The organism is Oceanobacillus sp. FSL W7-1281, assembly GCF_037969835.1.
GTDB classification, from domain to species: domain Bacteria; phylum Bacillota; class Bacilli; order Bacillales; family Amphibacillaceae; genus Oceanobacillus; species Oceanobacillus oncorhynchi.
This window is the reverse complement of sequence record NZ_CP150214.1, coordinates 3,651,088-3,667,888: the sequence shown is the minus strand read 5'-3', so window position 1 is coordinate 3,667,888 and position 16,801 is coordinate 3,651,088. Positions and strand designations below refer to the sequence as shown.

At 41.5% G+C, this 16,801-nt stretch carries 13 protein-coding genes; all 13 read left to right on the top strand.

All coding sequences use genetic code 11. The features are described from left to right. The first annotated feature begins 27 nt into the window (after nucleotides 1–27). The 13 genes from prfB to MKX55_RS18115 all read left to right on the top strand — a co-directional run bounded on the left by prfB (nucleotide 28) and on the right by MKX55_RS18115 (nucleotide 16,783). A protein-coding gene (gene prfB / locus MKX55_RS18175; protein ID WP_339233975.1) for a peptide chain release factor 2 occupies nucleotides 28–1,129 on the top strand; the annotation gives its coding sequence in 2 pieces (ribosomal slippage) (nucleotides 28–99 and nucleotides 101–1,129; 1,101 coding nt in all). 94 nt (nucleotides 1,130–1,223) lie between these two features. Then, nucleotides 1,224–1,538: a cytochrome c gene (locus tag MKX55_RS18170; RefSeq protein ID WP_339179424.1), complete on the top strand. Its 315-nt coding sequence runs from the start codon at nucleotides 1,224–1,226 to the stop codon at nucleotides 1,536–1,538. Nucleotides 1,539–2,202: 664 nt separating this feature from the next. After that, nucleotides 2,203–2,889, top strand: coding sequence for a cell division ATP-binding protein FtsE (gene ftsE, locus MKX55_RS18165; RefSeq protein WP_339179423.1), 687 nt, complete (start codon nucleotides 2,203–2,205; stop codon nucleotides 2,887–2,889). Further along, nucleotides 2,879–3,775, top strand: coding sequence for a permease-like cell division protein FtsX (ftsX, locus tag MKX55_RS18160; protein ID WP_339179420.1), 897 nt, complete (start codon nucleotides 2,879–2,881; stop codon nucleotides 3,773–3,775). The genes ftsE and ftsX overlap by 11 nt, the downstream gene beginning before the upstream one ends. A gap of 194 nt (nucleotides 3,776–3,969) precedes the next feature. Further along, complete coding sequence (locus MKX55_RS18155) at nucleotides 3,970–5,574, top strand: peptidoglycan DD-metalloendopeptidase family protein (protein WP_339233973.1); 1,605 nt, start codon at nucleotides 3,970–3,972, stop codon at nucleotides 5,572–5,574. A gap of 393 nt (nucleotides 5,575–5,967) precedes the next feature. Beyond that, the gene (locus MKX55_RS18150; RefSeq protein ID WP_339233971.1) at nucleotides 5,968–7,443 is read left to right on the top strand and encodes a S41 family peptidase; all 1,476 of its coding nucleotides are present in this window, start codon (nucleotides 5,968–5,970) and stop codon (nucleotides 7,441–7,443) included. 226 nt (nucleotides 7,444–7,669) lie between these two features. Beyond that, nucleotides 7,670–8,866 (top strand): PDZ domain-containing protein, encoded by a 1,197-nt coding sequence (locus tag MKX55_RS18145; protein ID WP_339233968.1) that lies wholly within the window; start codon nucleotides 7,670–7,672, stop codon nucleotides 8,864–8,866. A 957-nt stretch (nucleotides 8,867–9,823) separates the two neighbouring features. Further along, nucleotides 9,824–11,806: an excinuclease ABC subunit UvrB gene (gene uvrB, locus MKX55_RS18140; protein ID WP_339179412.1), complete on the top strand. Its 1,983-nt coding sequence runs from the start codon at nucleotides 9,824–9,826 to the stop codon at nucleotides 11,804–11,806. A 7-nt stretch (nucleotides 11,807–11,813) separates the two neighbouring features. After that, a complete protein-coding gene (uvrA, locus tag MKX55_RS18135) occupies nucleotides 11,814–14,687 on the top strand; it encodes an excinuclease ABC subunit UvrA (RefSeq protein ID WP_339179409.1) in 2,874 nt (957 codons plus the stop codon). A 328-nt stretch (nucleotides 14,688–15,015) separates the two neighbouring features. Continuing rightward, nucleotides 15,016–15,369 carry a YojF family protein gene (locus tag MKX55_RS18130; protein ID WP_040978834.1) on the top strand — a complete coding sequence of 118 codons (354 nt, stop codon included), beginning with the start codon at nucleotides 15,016–15,018 and terminating at the stop codon, nucleotides 15,367–15,369. A gap of 45 nt (nucleotides 15,370–15,414) precedes the next feature. Next, nucleotides 15,415–16,098: a bacillithiol biosynthesis deacetylase BshB2 gene (gene bshB2 / locus MKX55_RS18125; RefSeq protein WP_339233966.1), complete on the top strand. Its 684-nt coding sequence runs from the start codon at nucleotides 15,415–15,417 to the stop codon at nucleotides 16,096–16,098. 137 nt (nucleotides 16,099–16,235) lie between these two features. Then, a complete protein-coding gene (locus MKX55_RS18120; protein WP_042530211.1) occupies nucleotides 16,236–16,427 on the top strand; it encodes a PspC domain-containing protein in 192 nt (63 codons plus the stop codon). After that, nucleotides 16,427–16,783: a phage holin family protein gene (locus MKX55_RS18115; protein ID WP_193064297.1), complete on the top strand. Its 357-nt coding sequence runs from the start codon at nucleotides 16,427–16,429 to the stop codon at nucleotides 16,781–16,783. The genes MKX55_RS18120 and MKX55_RS18115 overlap by 1 nt, the downstream gene beginning before the upstream one ends. The last annotated feature ends 18 nt before the right edge of the window (nucleotides 16,784–16,801 follow it).

Sequence of the window (16,801 nt, the reverse complement as noted above, 5' to 3'; positions counted from 1 at the left end):
AAAAGCTATATTAGGAGGAATCAGTATATGGAATTAAGCGAAATTAAACAGGAACTGGAAAAAATAACTTCACGTGTTGAAGATTTCAGGGGGTCTCTTTGACCTCGAACAAAAGAAAGCGCGGATTGCTGAATTAGAAGCATTGATGGCTGACCCTGCTTTTTGGGATGATCAGAATCAAGCGCAAACGGTTATTCAAGAATCGAATGGATTAAAAAGCTACGTCGATTCTTTTGAAGAAATGGAAGAAACATTAGATAATCTGGAAGTATCTTATGAGCTGGTTAAAGAGGAAAATGACCAAGAGTTATTTGAAGACCTGCAGTCAGAGCTGAAGGATTTTAAAGAGAGAGTAAATAAATTTGAATTACAGCTCTTATTGAGTGAGCCTTATGATGCGAATAATGCCATTTTAGAGCTGCACCCAGGAGCAGGCGGTACAGAATCGCAGGACTGGGCAAGTATGCTGCTGCGTATGTATCAGCGCTGGGCGGAAAGCCATTCGTTTTCTGTGGAAACCATTGATTACCTTCCCGGAGATGAAGCCGGTGTGAAAAGTGTTACGTTATTAATCAAAGGTCATAACGTCTATGGCTATTTAAAAGCGGAAAAAGGGGTTCATCGCCTTGTCCGAATTTCTCCTTTTGATTCATCAGGGAGACGGCATACATCTTTTGTATCCTGTGATGTGACACCAGAGATGAGCGACGACGTAGATATTGATGTGAAAACAGAGGATTTAAAAATAGACACGTATCGTGCAAGCGGCGCCGGCGGACAGCATGTCAATACGACGGATTCGGCTGTACGGATTACGCATCTTCCGACAAATATCATCGTTACCTGCCAAAATGAACGTTCCCAGATCAAAAACCGGGAACAAGCGATGAAAATGTTAAAATCAAAGCTTTATCAGCTGGAGATTGAAAAGCAACGGCAAGAACTAGCTGAAATTCGCGGAGAACAAATGGAAATCGGCTGGGGAAGCCAGATTCGTTCGTATGTTTTCCATCCATATTCGATGGTCAAGGATCATAGAACAGATGTAGAGACAGGGAATACGCAGGCGGTAATGGATGGTAGCCTGGATATATTTATTGACGGATATCTCCGTTCCCAAATGAAATAAACCCCAATTGTCCTTTTTTGTTCATAATGATTTATGTAGAATGAAACAGGAGAAGATATACTAATAGTAGCAACTGGCAAGGAGGATTGAGGCGATGAAAAAAGGATTAGCTGCCTTGTTCCTGGGAATGGTTATTATTCTGGGAGCTTGCGGTAATGCAGACGATACCAACAGCGATTCAGCTGAAAATTTAGAAGCTGGCGAGGAAGTGTATCGCAATAACTGTGCTAACTGTCATGGTGCTGACCTTTCTGGAAATGGCGGTCCTGAACTGCTTGATATTGGATCAAAATATTCTCAGGAACAAATTGAGGATATCGTCCAAGAAGGTATCGGCAGCATGCCGCCGCAGTCACAAGTAGAAGGGCAAGACTTAGAGGAATTAGCATCCTGGTTAACTGAACAATAGGGACGGACAGACGTTTGCTTTACGGCAAGCGTCTGTGTCTCTTCTTCTCAATTTATTTAGAAAAAGTATTTTAAAAGCATTGATATTTCGCCGTTGTCAGGATTATTTTCATAGTTCTTGGCTTATTAGATATAGCAGGTTAATGCTGCTTTTGACTTGAATATTCAAATAGAAATAATGATAAAAATCAATCTTCTTCATGAAATACAGCGTCCCCTTCAGCCTTTTAATAATTCCAAAATCTGTCGTTTTATCATAACCCGCTCAATTACCCGTTATCCTTTAAACCAAAACATTTTCAACTAGTAAACATAAAAAATTGTCGATTATACGAAGCTGTGTTAAACTCCTCTATGCCAAGCTTGATTGGTGTTCTTTTTTGATTATTACAAGAGTTGTCGAATTGAAATAAAAATGTAATATGATTTTTTCATCATAAAATACACAGAGATGTTATAATTATTTTTGGTCGTTTAAATCTATTTAAATGAATTCTAATAACATGAAAAAGATAGAGATAAAATAGCAGAAATCAAAATATAACAGAAATATATAATAGATAGAGTTTGCGAAATATGTATTTTTTTTTGCAGTTAATCAGACAGATATCAGTGACGGTTAAAGACATAAGCGGAAATAATATATTAAATTAGGTGGTCATGAAATGATAACAATGGAGAATGTATCCAAAACATATAGTAATGGTGTGACAGCACTGAACGATATAAATATACATATCGATCGTGGTGAATTTGTTTATCTTGTCGGGCCAAGCGGGGCCGGTAAATCATCATTTATTCGTTTGATTTACCGTGAAGCAAAGCCGACAAAAGGTAAGATAATCATTAATGGACGAGAATTAAGTAAAATAAAAGAAAGGCATATCCCCTACTTGCGTCGTGATATAGGGGTTGTCTTTCAGGATTTCAAACTTCTGCAAAAACTGACAGTCTATGAAAACGTGGCGTTTGCTTTAGAAGTAATCGAAACGTCGCCAAAAAGTATCAAACGCAGAGTGTCAGAAGTCTTGCAGCTTGTAGGATTAGAGGATAAAGCGAAAATGATTCCAAGTGAATTATCAGGCGGAGAGCAACAGCGTGTGGCAATTGCGCGGGCGATTGTAAATAACCCTAAGGTTGTAATAGCCGATGAACCGACAGGAAACCTGGACCCGGATACTTCATGGGGAATTATGCAAGTTTTAGATGATATTAATTCAAAAGGTACAACCATAATCATGGCAACTCACAGTAAACATATTGTTAATACAATCAAACGTCGTGTCATTGCAATTGAAGATGGGAATATTGTACGAGATCAACAGCGGGGTGACTACGGCTATGAAGTTTAGAACATTGTTAAGACATATACGTGAAGGTATGAAGAACATATTCCGGAATGGCTGGATGACCTTTGCTTCCATTGCAGCCGTAACCACAACCTTAATTCTTGTGGCTGTATTTTTGGCTTTAGTTCTAAACCTTGACCAAATGGCAAGGAATATCGAGCAGGATGTACAAATCAGTACGCTGATTGAATTAACAGCAGATGAAGATCAAATTGTCGAACTCGGCGAAGAAATTGAACAGATAGATGGTGTAGCAGAGGTTCAATTTTCTTCCAATGATAATGAATTAAAAAGCTTAATTGACAGTATGGGAGATGACGGCCAGGCGTGGGTCATGCTGGAGCAGGACAACCCGTTGAACCATGTATATATCGTGGAAGCTGACATTCCAGAGGAAACAGAGGCTATTGCAAATCAGATCAGCGAGTTAGACAGCGTAGAAGATGTATTATACGGACAAGAAGTAGTTGACCGGCTTTTCCAATTTAATAACTATGCAAGAGCAATTGGAATGGCATTGATTATAGCGCTGGTATTTACAGCTATTTTCTTAATTTCAAATACAATCAAGATAACGATTATCGCAAGAAGTACTGAAATTGGCATTCAGAAATTAGTAGGAGCAACGAATTCCTTTATTCGCTGGCCGTTCTTTGTGGAAGGGGCACTGTTAGGGATACTTGGTTCCATAACCCCAATGGCTGTTATCGTGGGAGGTTATTATTATATTTATCATAACTTACCAGGTATAACGAATACCTTCCGATTTATAGACCTTCTGCCATTCAATCCATTTGCTTGGCAGCTGTCCGGAATGGTACTGCTGATAGGAGCAGTAATTGGCGTTTGGGGAAGCGTGATGAGTGTACGTAAATTCTTAAAAGTCTAGAATACAAGAGAAATAAAGATTATGCTCCAAATAGGGAAAATAAGAAAAACTCGCATTTGCTGCAAACGCAGTGAATACGAGTTTTTCTAAAATAGAATAGTCAGCTGAGCAGAAAGACATAGGGGGCAGTTTCAGCTGATAGAAAAATCACAATTTACTATAAAGCAGAAACAAAATGGAGAGGGGAACAACATATGAGAAGCTTGAGAGCACTTGCGGCATTCAGCCTGGTTACATTGCTCGCAGTCACGACACCAATACATTCTGTTTCAGCAGAGTCTGTAAAAGATGTAGAAGATGAAATCAACGAACTGGAAAAAGAGAAATCTGATCTGGAATCGGAAAAAGAGGAAGCAAAGAAAAAGAAAGATGATTCAGAGGAAAAGCTCGAATCAAACAAAAAAGAACAGAATAACGTGGAAAGTGAAATTTTATCCATCGATGAAGAATTGAGCCAGACGCAATCCAATATCGCTGATAAAGAAGGCGAGATTGAAGCAACCAATCAGGAGATTGCAAGTTTAACGAATGAAATAGAAGAATTGTCCAATCGTATTGATGAATTAGAGGAAGACATAGTAGATTTAGAAGAGCGAATCGAACAGCGGGATGCGCTCATTAAAGACCGTCTCCGCAGTATTCAGCAGAATGGCGGAGAAATTCAATACTTAGAGGTTATTTTTGGTGCACAAAATTTCAGTGAATTCGTCTCCCGCAGTACCGCGGTGAATAGAATAATGGATTCAGACAGATCTATTATGGAAGAACAGGCTAATGATAAGGCGCAGCTGGAAGATGACAAAGGGGAACTGGAAGCAAGTAAAGTGACAGTTGAGGAAAATAAGGTTGCTGTAGAAGAAAATAAAGCAGCGCTTGAAGATCAGCACGATGAACTGCTTGCATTGCAGGACCAATTAGATGAACAAATATCTGATAAAGAAACGTTATTAGCTGACTTAGAAATTGAGTATGATGAAATGGAAGAAGTGAAGTTATCAGCTGAAGAGGAGCAGCAGCTGATTGATGCTCAGGCAGCAGCGAAGCAAGCTGCATTGGAGTCTGCTCAAAGTAAAAAGGATGACATGGAACAGAAGGAAGCAGAAGAGAAGGCACGTGCTGAGGCAGAAGCAGAGCGCAAGGCAGAAGAAGAACGCCAGGCGGAAGAAGCACGTCGAGCTGCGGCAGAAAGTGAACAAGAAGCAGAGCAGCAGGAAGAAGAAAGTGAAGAGCAGGAACAAGAGAGCCAGCCGGCAGAGGAAGAATCAGAGAGCGAAGATACTTCCAGTGAAGAAGAAACGGAACAGCAGGAAGAAGAAAGTGATGTGGACGTGCAAGTAGCCAGCGGAGCTTCCGGTGAAGTGAAATCAGAAGATGCTGCGCCAAGCAATCGTTCTGGTTTTATTCGACCAACCTCCGGACCGACCACTTCTCCTTTTGACCCGAATCGTGTGCATCCAATACATGGAGATGTCAGACCGCATAACGGAATGGATTTTGGACAAGCTGGAGAAGCGGATAAAGTAATTCGTGCAGCTGCTGATGGTGTGGTTGCTTATACTGGTTCAATGAGCGGTTATGGCAATACGGTGATGGTTACGCATAATATAAACGGCCAGGAGTATACGACCTTATATGCGCATTTGGATAGCTTTACGGTATCTAACGGCGAGACGGTAAGCCAAGGCGATCAAATCGCTGTAATGGGCAATACGGGAGGTTCCACTGGTGTCCATCTCCATTTTGAGATTCACCCTGGAGGCTATAAGAACCCGGTTGACCCGGCAGGCTACTTGAATTAATTCAAAGCTAAATAAATAGAAACCTATCAAATAATAAATCCGAACTAGTACTTCATTTGCTTTTAGGCAGAATGTGAATTAGTTCGGATTTCTTGTTATTAAATAAAGCTGCCAGAAGCATGTTCTGAATAGCCTGTTCAAAAGAAAGATTCTAGATAATGTTTGTGTGTAAAATCATAGTCATTCACTGGATAACATGATATGATTTCTTTATTAGAAAATAAATATGCTTTGTTTTACTTGAGAAGTGTCTTTATTTTTATATAGAAACATACGCTTTTTAAATGCTTTTTACGAATATCAGTTTTTCTAAATGGTTTGCTGCTTGTGATAATTTATTAATTCAACTTCGGAGCTGGATGGAAGCTTTTGAAGCAACAAAGAGGTGTAGAAATGAAGCTTAATCAAACTAAAATCATACTGATATTAATCGGTGCTCTACTTATCGGTGTGTTAGGGGGCTACGGCGGAGTTAAATTAGCTCAAAATTCAGAGGGGAACGCTCCTTTGGAAATAACGAATTCAGAAAATGAAACTGATAATGACGAGGAAGAATCCGCTGCTGAATTACCGGCAGATTTAGACAAGATTTCTCAAACTTTTGATTTAATCAAATCAAACTATATAGAAGATGTTGATGATAATGAACTGGTGGAAGGCGCTATAGAAGGAATGCTTTCGACGCTGGAAGACCCGCATACTTCTTACTTAGATAGTGAAATGATGGAGCAGTTCAACGAGCAGATTGAGTCCTCGTTTGAAGGAATTGGTGCGGAGGTCAGTGAAATAGACGGTTATATAACCATTATGTCACCAATGAAAGAATCACCTGCGGAAAAAGCAGGGCTGCGTCCAAATGACCAGGTCTTAAGTGTGGACGGAGAGAGTTTAGAGGGATTAAATGTAAACGAGGCAGTTGCTAAAATCCGTGGAGAAAAAGGAACCGATGTTGTTTTAGAAATACAGCGTTCAGGTACTTCGGATCCATTTGAAGTAACGATTCAAAGAGATACGATTCCGGTGGAAACCGTATATAGTGAAGTGGAATCAGAAGACGGCAAGGATACAGGGGTTATTCAAATCACAAACTTCTCTGAGCACACTGGAGAAGAATTTGAAGAACAGCTGGCAGATTTGGAAGAGAAGGGGATTGAGGGTCTGGTTATTGATGTTCGCGGAAACCCGGGCGGGCTGTTAGATGTTGCAGAAGAAATCTTACAGCAATTTGTTCCGAGTGATATGCCTTATCTGCAAATAGAGGATGCGGATGGAAATGCAGAAGAATATGTATCTAATTTGGATGAGGAGAAAGATTATCCAATCAGCGTGTTGATTGACGAAGGCAGTGCCTCTGCTTCTGAAATTGTCGCTGTTGCTATGAAAGAGCTTGATTATGATGTTGTGGGAGAAACAAGCTTTGGAAAAGGTACCGTACAGCAGGCTATTCCGCTTGGAGACGACAGTTCAATTAAAATGACAACTCTTAAATGGCTGTCTCCTGGCGGCGAGTGGATTGATGGAAAAGGAGTGGAACCGACCATCGAGCAAAGGCAGGATGATTACTACTACTCTACTCCGATTCAAGTAACAGATGATGAGCCGCTCACGTTTGACCATACAAGCGAAGCAGTGGCGAATATGCAAGTGATGTTATCTGGACTGGGATATGATACTGGAAGAACAGACGGCTATTTCAGTGAAGAAACAGAGCAAGCTGTAGAAGAATTTCAGGAAGATAATGACCTGGAAGCAACTGGAGAAGTAGACGAAGAAACTGGCGGTTTAATTGAAACACAGGTTATTGAAAAGATTCGGGACGGAGAGGACGACCAACAGCTGGAACGCTCTTTAGAAGAACTTTATCAATAAAACGAAACTTCATTCAGCGGGAGTTGTTGCTTTTCTTCCACTGAATTAGCCTAAATGATTCAGGGAGTTAGCGCCCGTTAACTCCCACTGGCTAAATATATTTCCACTTTCTATTTTAAGACGGGAGTTTTACGGGCGATTCTCCATGATAAAACAAGAGATTTGTTCATTCATCACTTAGTGATGAATGAACAAATTGTATTTGCAAAGCAGGTGAAGAGTATTGGTGGAAGCATGGCTTATTGAATTGGCAAAAGGTATAGGCAAATTTTTTCTGAATCCGGCATTATACTGGTTTTTATTTATATTGACGATGGCAAGTTATTTTCGAATCAAACGGGAACGGTACGATTTTGGGATAAAAATATATCCGAAGTTTATGGAGTGGCATCGGACCTGGCTTGTCTCCTTAATCAGCGGAATACTAATTTCTGTCGTCATTATTGGCACAGGCATGGTATTCTCTTATGAGACACTTCTCGTTTTAGCGTTAAGCTTTGTTGTATTAAGCATCAGTACGCGTTTTACATTATTGTCTCCCAGCTATACACTTGGACTGACTTTTCTTATTTTGTTTTTTGCACCGTATCTTATTGACATGCAAGGTGTCATTGATTATTCCTTGCTTTATGAAAGCAGTCTTCCGGCGTTAGCTGTATTAGCGGGATTGCTTCTTTTTGTAGAATCCCTGTTCATTAAACGTATTGAAAAGCAAGATACGTTTCCAAGAATTACGCTGAGTGACCGCGGTGTCTGGGTAGGCGAACAGCAAATCAAACGATTAACGGTTGTTCCTCTGCTGATGCTTGTGCCTGAAGGATTAATTACTTCCTTTGCTCCCTGGTGGCCGTATTTATCCATTGGAGAATCCAGCTTAGGCTTAGCATTGATTCCATTTTTGATTGGGTTTAACTATAAGGCAAAGGGGCATTTTCATCAGGATGCGATTTACAAGCTGGCAAAAGCAAATACCTTTTTAGCAATCGGTATTTTACTTATTGCTGTCGGTGGAGTATTTATTCCGTATCTTTCCCTGGCTGCGATAATTTTGGCGATTATCGGAAAAGAATATTTGAATTACCGCTATCGCGAAGGAGACCGTTTGCGTCGTCCATATTATCAGCCGCATGCGAAAGGCTTAAGAGTGGTTGGTGTGTTGCCTGGAAGCCCGGCAGACAGGCTGGAGATAGAGACTGGCGAGGTCATTTACAGAGTAGGCGGGAAAAACGTACGGACAAGCCAAGCTTTTTATGAAGCACTGCAGGGAAGCGGGGCATATATTAAAATGGAAGTCTTGAACCATGAGGAAGAGGTTCGTTTTGTACAAGGATCTCTGTATGAAGGAGAGCACCATTCCTTAGGCTTTCAATTTGCGGAAGAGCCTTTTAAAGCTAGAAGAGAAAAGAATACGAACGCTTCTTAACATAAGAATGCTTGGAACAGTGGTTTACTGCTGCACCCAAGCATTCTTATTTGATTATAACAGTAAAACGAGGATTGAAAGATTGACAGAAAGGATATAATGAAAGTAGAGGTTATTTCAATAATAACTCAACCTTCGCACATTAAAAAGTAACTTCATTTCTATAGAAACAGGGGGTGATCGATCCTTCGATAACCCCTTGACAAGAATAAAAGGTGAAGTGTAAAGCGCCGCTGCGGCGGACCATTTTGCTTTCCTAGGGGGCACGCTCTTCAGCTAACTTTTGTCAAGAAGAGCACTTGGCAAAAGTGGATCTTCAGATGGTGCTAATCCCTCAGGAGTCAAAACGGTCCGCCTCCGCTAGTAGGTATTCTATACGTGAAAAACAACTCAACAAACAGAAGTTTGAACCGATAGAATATATTTTTCATGCTGCATGGTAAAATGTTCCGCCAAGATTACTTTCTGTGCATAAATGCTGTTCCCTGTATTTCATATTCATGCTGTCATGATTGGTTGTTCAGACGAAAGCTGCTATTTCCTTCAGCTTATTAAAATGTTATTTCTTTCATTCGCTGTAGAATCCTATCAGAGCGCAGGCCAACCACGCAGACTCCTGTGGGAAAGCGCGGAGGGAAGACCCCGCAGAAAAAAGCGAACTTCTTTTTTCGAGGAGGCTGAGCTCAAGCCCACGGAAAGCGGAGTGGTTGGCCGGAGCGGAGCTATGCACCATCACCAATTCCAAAATGGCCGGATATTTAACCAAAATGCAAGTATGGTAATGAAGAACATGTTCATCTTGGAATAGCAAGATATATTTGCTTATTCTTAGGTGCGAAAGTTGAGTAATAATATAAAAAAATATATAATTTCTTAAAAACAAGAACGAATACTTGTTCGTTTTTTAAGAAAAGGATATAATAGAAAATAGCTATGGTATGGAACGGAGGAAATAGGATGAATGAGCAATTTGAGTTAGTTTCTGCTTATGAGCCTGCGGGTGATCAGCCGGCAGCTATTCAGGAAATTGTAGATAAGGTGCTTGCCGGCCAGCATCATCAGACGTTACTCGGTGCTACCGGAACGGGGAAAACATTTACGATGTCCAATGTGGTGAAAGAAATCAACCGGCCGACGCTTGTTATTGCACATAATAAGACGCTGGCAGGACAGCTTTACAGTGAGTTTAAAGAGTTCTTTCCAAACAATGCGGTAGAGTATTTTGTGAGCTATTATGATTACTATCAGCCGGAAGCATATGTGCCTTCTACCGATACGTTTATTGAAAAAGATGCCAGCATTAATGATGAAATAGATAAATTGCGCCACTCTGCTACATCTGCCTTGTTTGAACGAAGCGATGTATTGATCGTAGCGAGTGTGTCGTGTATTTACGGTTTAGGTAACCCGGAAGAATACAGAAGCCAGGTGCTGTCCCTTAGACTTGGTATGGAAAAAGAAAGAGATCAGCTTCTGCGGGAATTAGTAGATATCCAATATGCAAGAAATGATATTAATTTTCAGCGCGGGACGTTTCGTGTGCGCGGGGATTCCGTGGAAATTATCCCGGCATCTCATGAGGAGCATTGTATCCGGGTAGAATTTTTCGGAGACGATATCGACCGGATCCGTGAAGTAGATGCGCTGACGGGAGAAATCATTGGCGACAGAGAGCATGTAGCGATTTTCCCGGCATCTCACTTTGTGACCCGTGAAGAGAAAATGAAAATTGCGATTAAAAATATTGAAAAAGAATTAGAAGACCGGTTGAAAGAATTAAATGATGCCGGGAAGCTGCTGGAAGCACAGCGTCTTGAGCAGCGGACCAATTATGATTTAGAAATGATGCGGGAAATGGGCTTTTGTTCCGGGATTGAAAACTATTCACGTCCGCTGACACTGCGTGAAGCCGGAGCAACGCCTTATACACTGCTGGATTTCTTTCCAGAGGACTTTTTAGTAATTATTGATGAGTCCCATGTGACGCTGCCGCAGATTCGCGGTATGTATAACGGGGACCAGGCCCGGAAACAGGTATTAGTGGATCATGGCTTCCGCTTGCCTTCCGCAATGGATAACCGCCCGCTGCGGTTTGAAGAATTTGAAGAAAAGACCAATCAGCTGGTGTATGTTTCGGCGACACCGGGACCGTATGAATTAGAGCATTCACCAGAAATGACAGAGCAGATTATCCGTCCGACCGGCTTACTGGACCCAGAGGTGGAGGTCCGTCCGATTGAAGGACAGATTGATGATTTAATAGGTGAAATCAATAAGCGGACGGAACGCAATGAACGTGTATTGATCACGACGTTAACCAAGAAAATGTCAGAGGACTTAACCGATTATTTAAAAGAAATCGGAATAAAGGTTGCATACCTGCATTCTGAAATCAAAACCTTGGAGCGGATCGAGGTCATCCGTGATTTACGTGTCGGGAAATATGATGTGCTTGTTGGAATCAACCTGCTCCGGGAAGGACTGGATATTCCGGAAGTATCTTTAGTTTCCATTTTGGATGCAGATAAAGAAGGCTTCCTTCGTTCCGAGCGCTCGTTGATTCAGACAATGGGCCGCGCCGCGCGAAATGAACAGGGTAAAGTTATAATGTATGCTGATAAGATGACCGATTCGATGCAAAAAGCAATCGATGAAACAGAACGCCGCCGTATGGTTCAGCAGGAATATAACGAAAAACACGGCATTACCCCGCAAACGATTCGCAAGGAAGTACGCGATGTTATTCAGGCAACGGTTGCTGCGGAAGCACCGGAAGCGTATGAATCCGAAGCGAAGCAAATGAAGAAGATGACGAAGAAAGAAAAGCAGAAAGTCATCGAAAATATGGAAAAAGAAATGAAGCAGGCAGCCAAAAATCTAGACTTCGAGAAAGCAGCAGAATTAAGAGATGTTCTCTTGGAGCTTAAAGCGGAAGGATGAATTTTTTATGCTAAGTAAATCTATAAAAATCCAAGGTGCCAGAGCGCATAACTTAAAAAATATCGATGTGGATATTCCTAAAAATAAATTAGTGGTTCTTACAGGGCTTTCTGGTTCCGGGAAATCCTCCCTTGCCTTTGATACCGTTTATGCAGAAGGACAGCGCAGATATGTAGAATCGTTGTCTGCCTATGCAAGACAATTTCTGGGACAGATGGACAAGCCGGATGTGGACGTGATTGAAGGCTTGTCTCCAGCAATTTCGATTGATCAGAAAACAACCAGCAAAAATCCGAGATCGACCGTCGGAACAGTGACCGAGATTTATGATTATTTGCGTTTGCTTTTTGCACGCGTAGGAAAGCCGACCTGTCCGAAGCATGGCATTGAAATCAGCTCGCAGACTGTACAGCAGATGGTGGACCGGGTGCTGGAATATCCGGAAAGAACGAAAATGCAGATTTTAGCTCCGGTCGTATCCGGCAGAAAAGGAGAACACGTTAAAGTATTAGAAGACTTGAAAAAGCAAGGCTATGTGCGTGTTCGGATTGATGGCGATATGATGGAGGTTACGGACGATATTAATCTGGAGAAAAATAAAAAGCACTCCATCGAGGTGGTTATCGACCGTGTTGTTATTAAAAGCGGCATCGAAAGCCGTTTGAGTGATTCCCTGGAAGCAGCGCTGAAGCTTGGAGAAGGAAATGCGATTGTGGACGTTATCGACGATGAAGAGCTGTTATTCAGCGAAAACCATGCCTGCCCGATTTGCGGTTTCTCTATCGGGAAATTAGAGCCGCGTTTATTCTCCTTTAACAGTCCCTTTGGCGCGTGTCCGAGCTGTGATGGGCTGGGTACGAAGCTGGAGGTCGATGTGGAGCTGGTTATTCCAGATTGGGACAAGACGTTAAATGAGCATGCTATCGCACCATGGGAGCCAATCAGCTCGCAGTATTACCCGCAGCTTTTGAAAAGCGTCTGCGACCATTATGGCATTCCGATGGATGTTCCAGTGAAGAATATTCCTGAGGAACAAATGGATAAAATTTTATATGGAAGCGGGAAAGAAAAAATCCACTTTCATTATGAAAATGATTTTGGCAGCTCCCGTACGAAAGACGTTGCGTTTGAAGGTGTTTTAAAGAATGTGGAACGCAGATATAAAGAAACTTCTTCGGACTTTATCCGTGAGACATTAGAAAAATATATGGCGCAGAAAAATTGTCCGACCTGTAAAGGGAACCGTCTTAATAAAGAGGCGCTTGCTGTATTGATTGATGGGAAGCATATCAGCCATGTAACAGATTTTTCTATTCTGGAATCAATGGATTTCTTTAAGCAGCTTGAATTGAGTGCAAAGGACCGCCAGATTGCACGTTTGATTTTAAGAGAAATTGATAATCGTTTGAATTTCTTAAATAATGTCGGCTTAGACTATTTAACGTTATCCCGTTCAGCAGGAACACTTTCCGGCGGAGAAGCACAGCGGATTCGTCTGGCGACACAAATCGGCTCTGCATTGACAGGAGTGCTTTATGTGCTGGATGAGCCTTCTATCGGACTGCATCAGCGGGATAATGACCGTCTGATTGAAACACTCAAACAGATGCGTGATTTAGATAATACGCTGATTGTGGTGGAGCATGATGAAGATACGATGCTTGCAGCGGACTGGCTGATTGATATTGGCCCCGGCGCCGGCGAGCATGGCGGGGAGATTGTTGCCAGTGATACGCCGGAGAATGTGAAGGCGAATGAGAATTCATTAACGGGCCGTTATTTATCTGGAAAAGAGTTTATTCCTGTGCCGTCAAAACGTAAAAAAGCGGATAAACGCAAAATAAAAGTTACCGGCGCATCGGAAAATAATTTAAAAAACGTATCAGCTGAAATTCCGATTGGCCTGATGACCGTTGTCACAGGGGTTTCCGGTTCAGGGAAAAGTACGCTGGTTAATGAGATCATTTACAAATCCTTAGCAAAAGAATTATATAAAGGGAAAGTAAAACCAGGGAAATATCGAAGCATAAAAGGGATCGAGCATATAGAGAAAGTCATTGATATCGACCAGTCTCCAATCGGAAGAACACCGCGTTCGAATCCGGCGACGTACACCGGGGTATTTGATGATATCCGTGATGTATTTGCGCAGACGAATGAAGCGAAGATACGCGGCTATAAAAAAGGCCGTTTCAGCTTCAACGTCAAAGGCGGACGTTGTGAAGCCTGCCGCGGCGATGGAATCATCAAGATTGAAATGCATTTCCTTCCCGATGTGTATGTCCCTTGTGAGGTTTGTGACGGAGCACGTTATAATCGGGAAACATTGGAAGTGAAGTATAAAGGCAAAAATATATCAGAAGTGTTGGGGATGCGTATTGAAGAAGCGCTGGAGTTTTTCGCTGCCATTCCAAAAATTAAACGGAAGCTGCAAACCATTTATGATGTCGGGTTAGGATATATTAAATTAGGCCAGCCGGCAACGACGTTATCCGGCGGGGAAGCTCAGCGTGTGAAATTAGCGAGTGAGCTGCATAAACGCTCCGATGGAAAAACATTTTATATTCTGGATGAGCCGACAACAGGGCTTCATTCTGCCGATATCCGGCGTTTGCTGGATGTCCTGCAGAGACTTGTAGATAATGGAGATTCTGTCTTAATTATCGAACACAACCTGGATGTCATCAAAAGTGCGGATCATATTATTGATTTAGGTCCGGAAGGCGGAGACCGCGGCGGTCAGATTATCGCTAAGGGAACGCCGGAAAAAATCGCAGAGCAGGCAGATGTTTCTTATACAGGAAAGTATCTTGGCCCTGTGTTAGAGCGCGATAAGGAACGTATGAATGATATGCTGAAAGAGAAGGTCAGCAGTAAATAGAGGATAGCTGGTCCATCTTTAGAGTGCAGTTTTGCTCTTTAGATGGACTTTTTTTATCACGGGATTACAGACTGTAAAAGCATTTGCAGATAGATATTATATTTTAAGAGCAAATCATAACGGGTCTACAGAATAATAGTTTATTTCATCATACGTTTGCAAACCAATCAGAATACTATGGTATAATAAAACGTAAATATCTTACGAATAGGATGCAAATGTAAGTTTAAAATCATCTTAAAGCGCTGTTTTCGTATGAATAAGCTATCTAATTGACGATTTGCCCGCATTTCGATAGAGTAAAAGAATAAGAAGTGGAGGTTGAAACATGAAGCCGATAGAAATTGAAAAAGTTCAGCAGGCGCTGGACAGTTACTTAAATAAAGAAGTGTATGTTCATTTGGAAACAACAAATGGAGCTTATGCGAATCATTTAGACGCCAATGCCTATACCGTTGGTGCATATATACGTAATGCAAAAGTAACCTATAAACAGGCAAAGATTATAGGAGAAGGAAATTCCTATCGTGTCGGTTTGAAAATGGAGCTTGGCTGGATTTATGCAGAAGGGCTGACGGACTGGACGATTTATCAAGAAGACCAATTGCTGCTGGCCGGTCATGACAGAGAAGGCCGGTTAATGGTGGCATTAGAAATTAGTGAGACGCCTTTTCATCAATAAAAAAACGAAGGATATAGCTTGATTCTAGAAAGATAGGTGAACGTAATGGAGAAACATGTAGTAGTTATTTATCCGCATCCAGACGATGAAGCATTCGGTGCGTCTGGTTCCATCGCACAGTTTCGAAGAGATGGGGTGCCGGTAACATATTTATGTGGAACGTTAGGACAAATGGGGAGAAATATGGGGAATCCGACATTTGCGAATCGGGAATCCTTGCCTGAAATTCGTAAAAAAGAGTTGAAGCAGGCATGTGAAACATTAGATATGGAACTGAAAATGCTCGGATACCGTGATAAAACGATTGAATTTGAAGATAAACAAGAGGTGGCCGATCATTTAAGAAGCTATTTAGAAGAAATTAAACCCTCTCTTGTGATTACACACTATCCCGGCTATGCTGTGCACCCGGATCATAATTCCTTGGGAGCAGCTGCAATCCAGGCTATAGAAGATATGGCTCCTGAGGAAAGACCAAAAGTATGGGCGCAGGCTTTTTCTAATGGTCATGAAGAGGATTTAGGAAGCCCTGATATCGTTAATGATGTGCATGATACGTTTGATAAAAAGCTGCAAACGGTTCTATCCCATGATTCACAGGTAGCGGGCATGTTTGGCTGGTTCAAACAGATGGATGAAATCGATGAAGAAGTGAAAAATGAACTGATTGAGCATCAGGCGATGGAACGTTTTTATACTTGGGATTTTGAAAAGAACAGCTCCAACTAATTGTTTTGTTTAAAAAGAATAGGGAGAGGGAAAATAGAAATGAAACTTTTTCATTTCTATTTTCGTATGAAAGGATAGAAGCACACATATCCATGAATAGATAGATGGCAAAACAATTACCTGAGGAGGTACTTTTCATGAAAAAATTATATCGTTCCGAAACCAATAAAATACTTGCTGGTGTCCTTGGCGGAATAGGAGAGTATTTAAATGTGGATCCGACATTGCTCCGGATTATTTTCTTGATTCTGCTTATCCCGAGCTTTTCTACATTGGCAATTGTTTATCTGATTGCTGCATTTATTATGCCTAGAGGAGACGTGTATTAATGTTACTTCGGGGGATTATTTCGTTAGTATTAAATGCTGTCGCGCTGATAGCAGTTGCTCAGATTTTTGATTCATTTCAGCTGGACGGATTTGGCACAGCGCTGTTAGCAAGTGTTATTTTAGCCATCCTGAATATGTTTGTGAAGCCGATTTTGGTTATTTTAACATTGCCGATTACGGTGATTACATTTGGATTGTTTTTAATTGTGGTCAATGCGATTATATTGATGATTACACAGGCGCTTATCGGACCTTCCTTTGTCATTGACGGGTTTGGTACAGCGTTTATCGCATCGATTGTGATTTCATTGATTTCGATGATTTTAAACAGTGTTGTCCGGGATATACGACGGTAAAAGGGAAGGTCAGGTTGT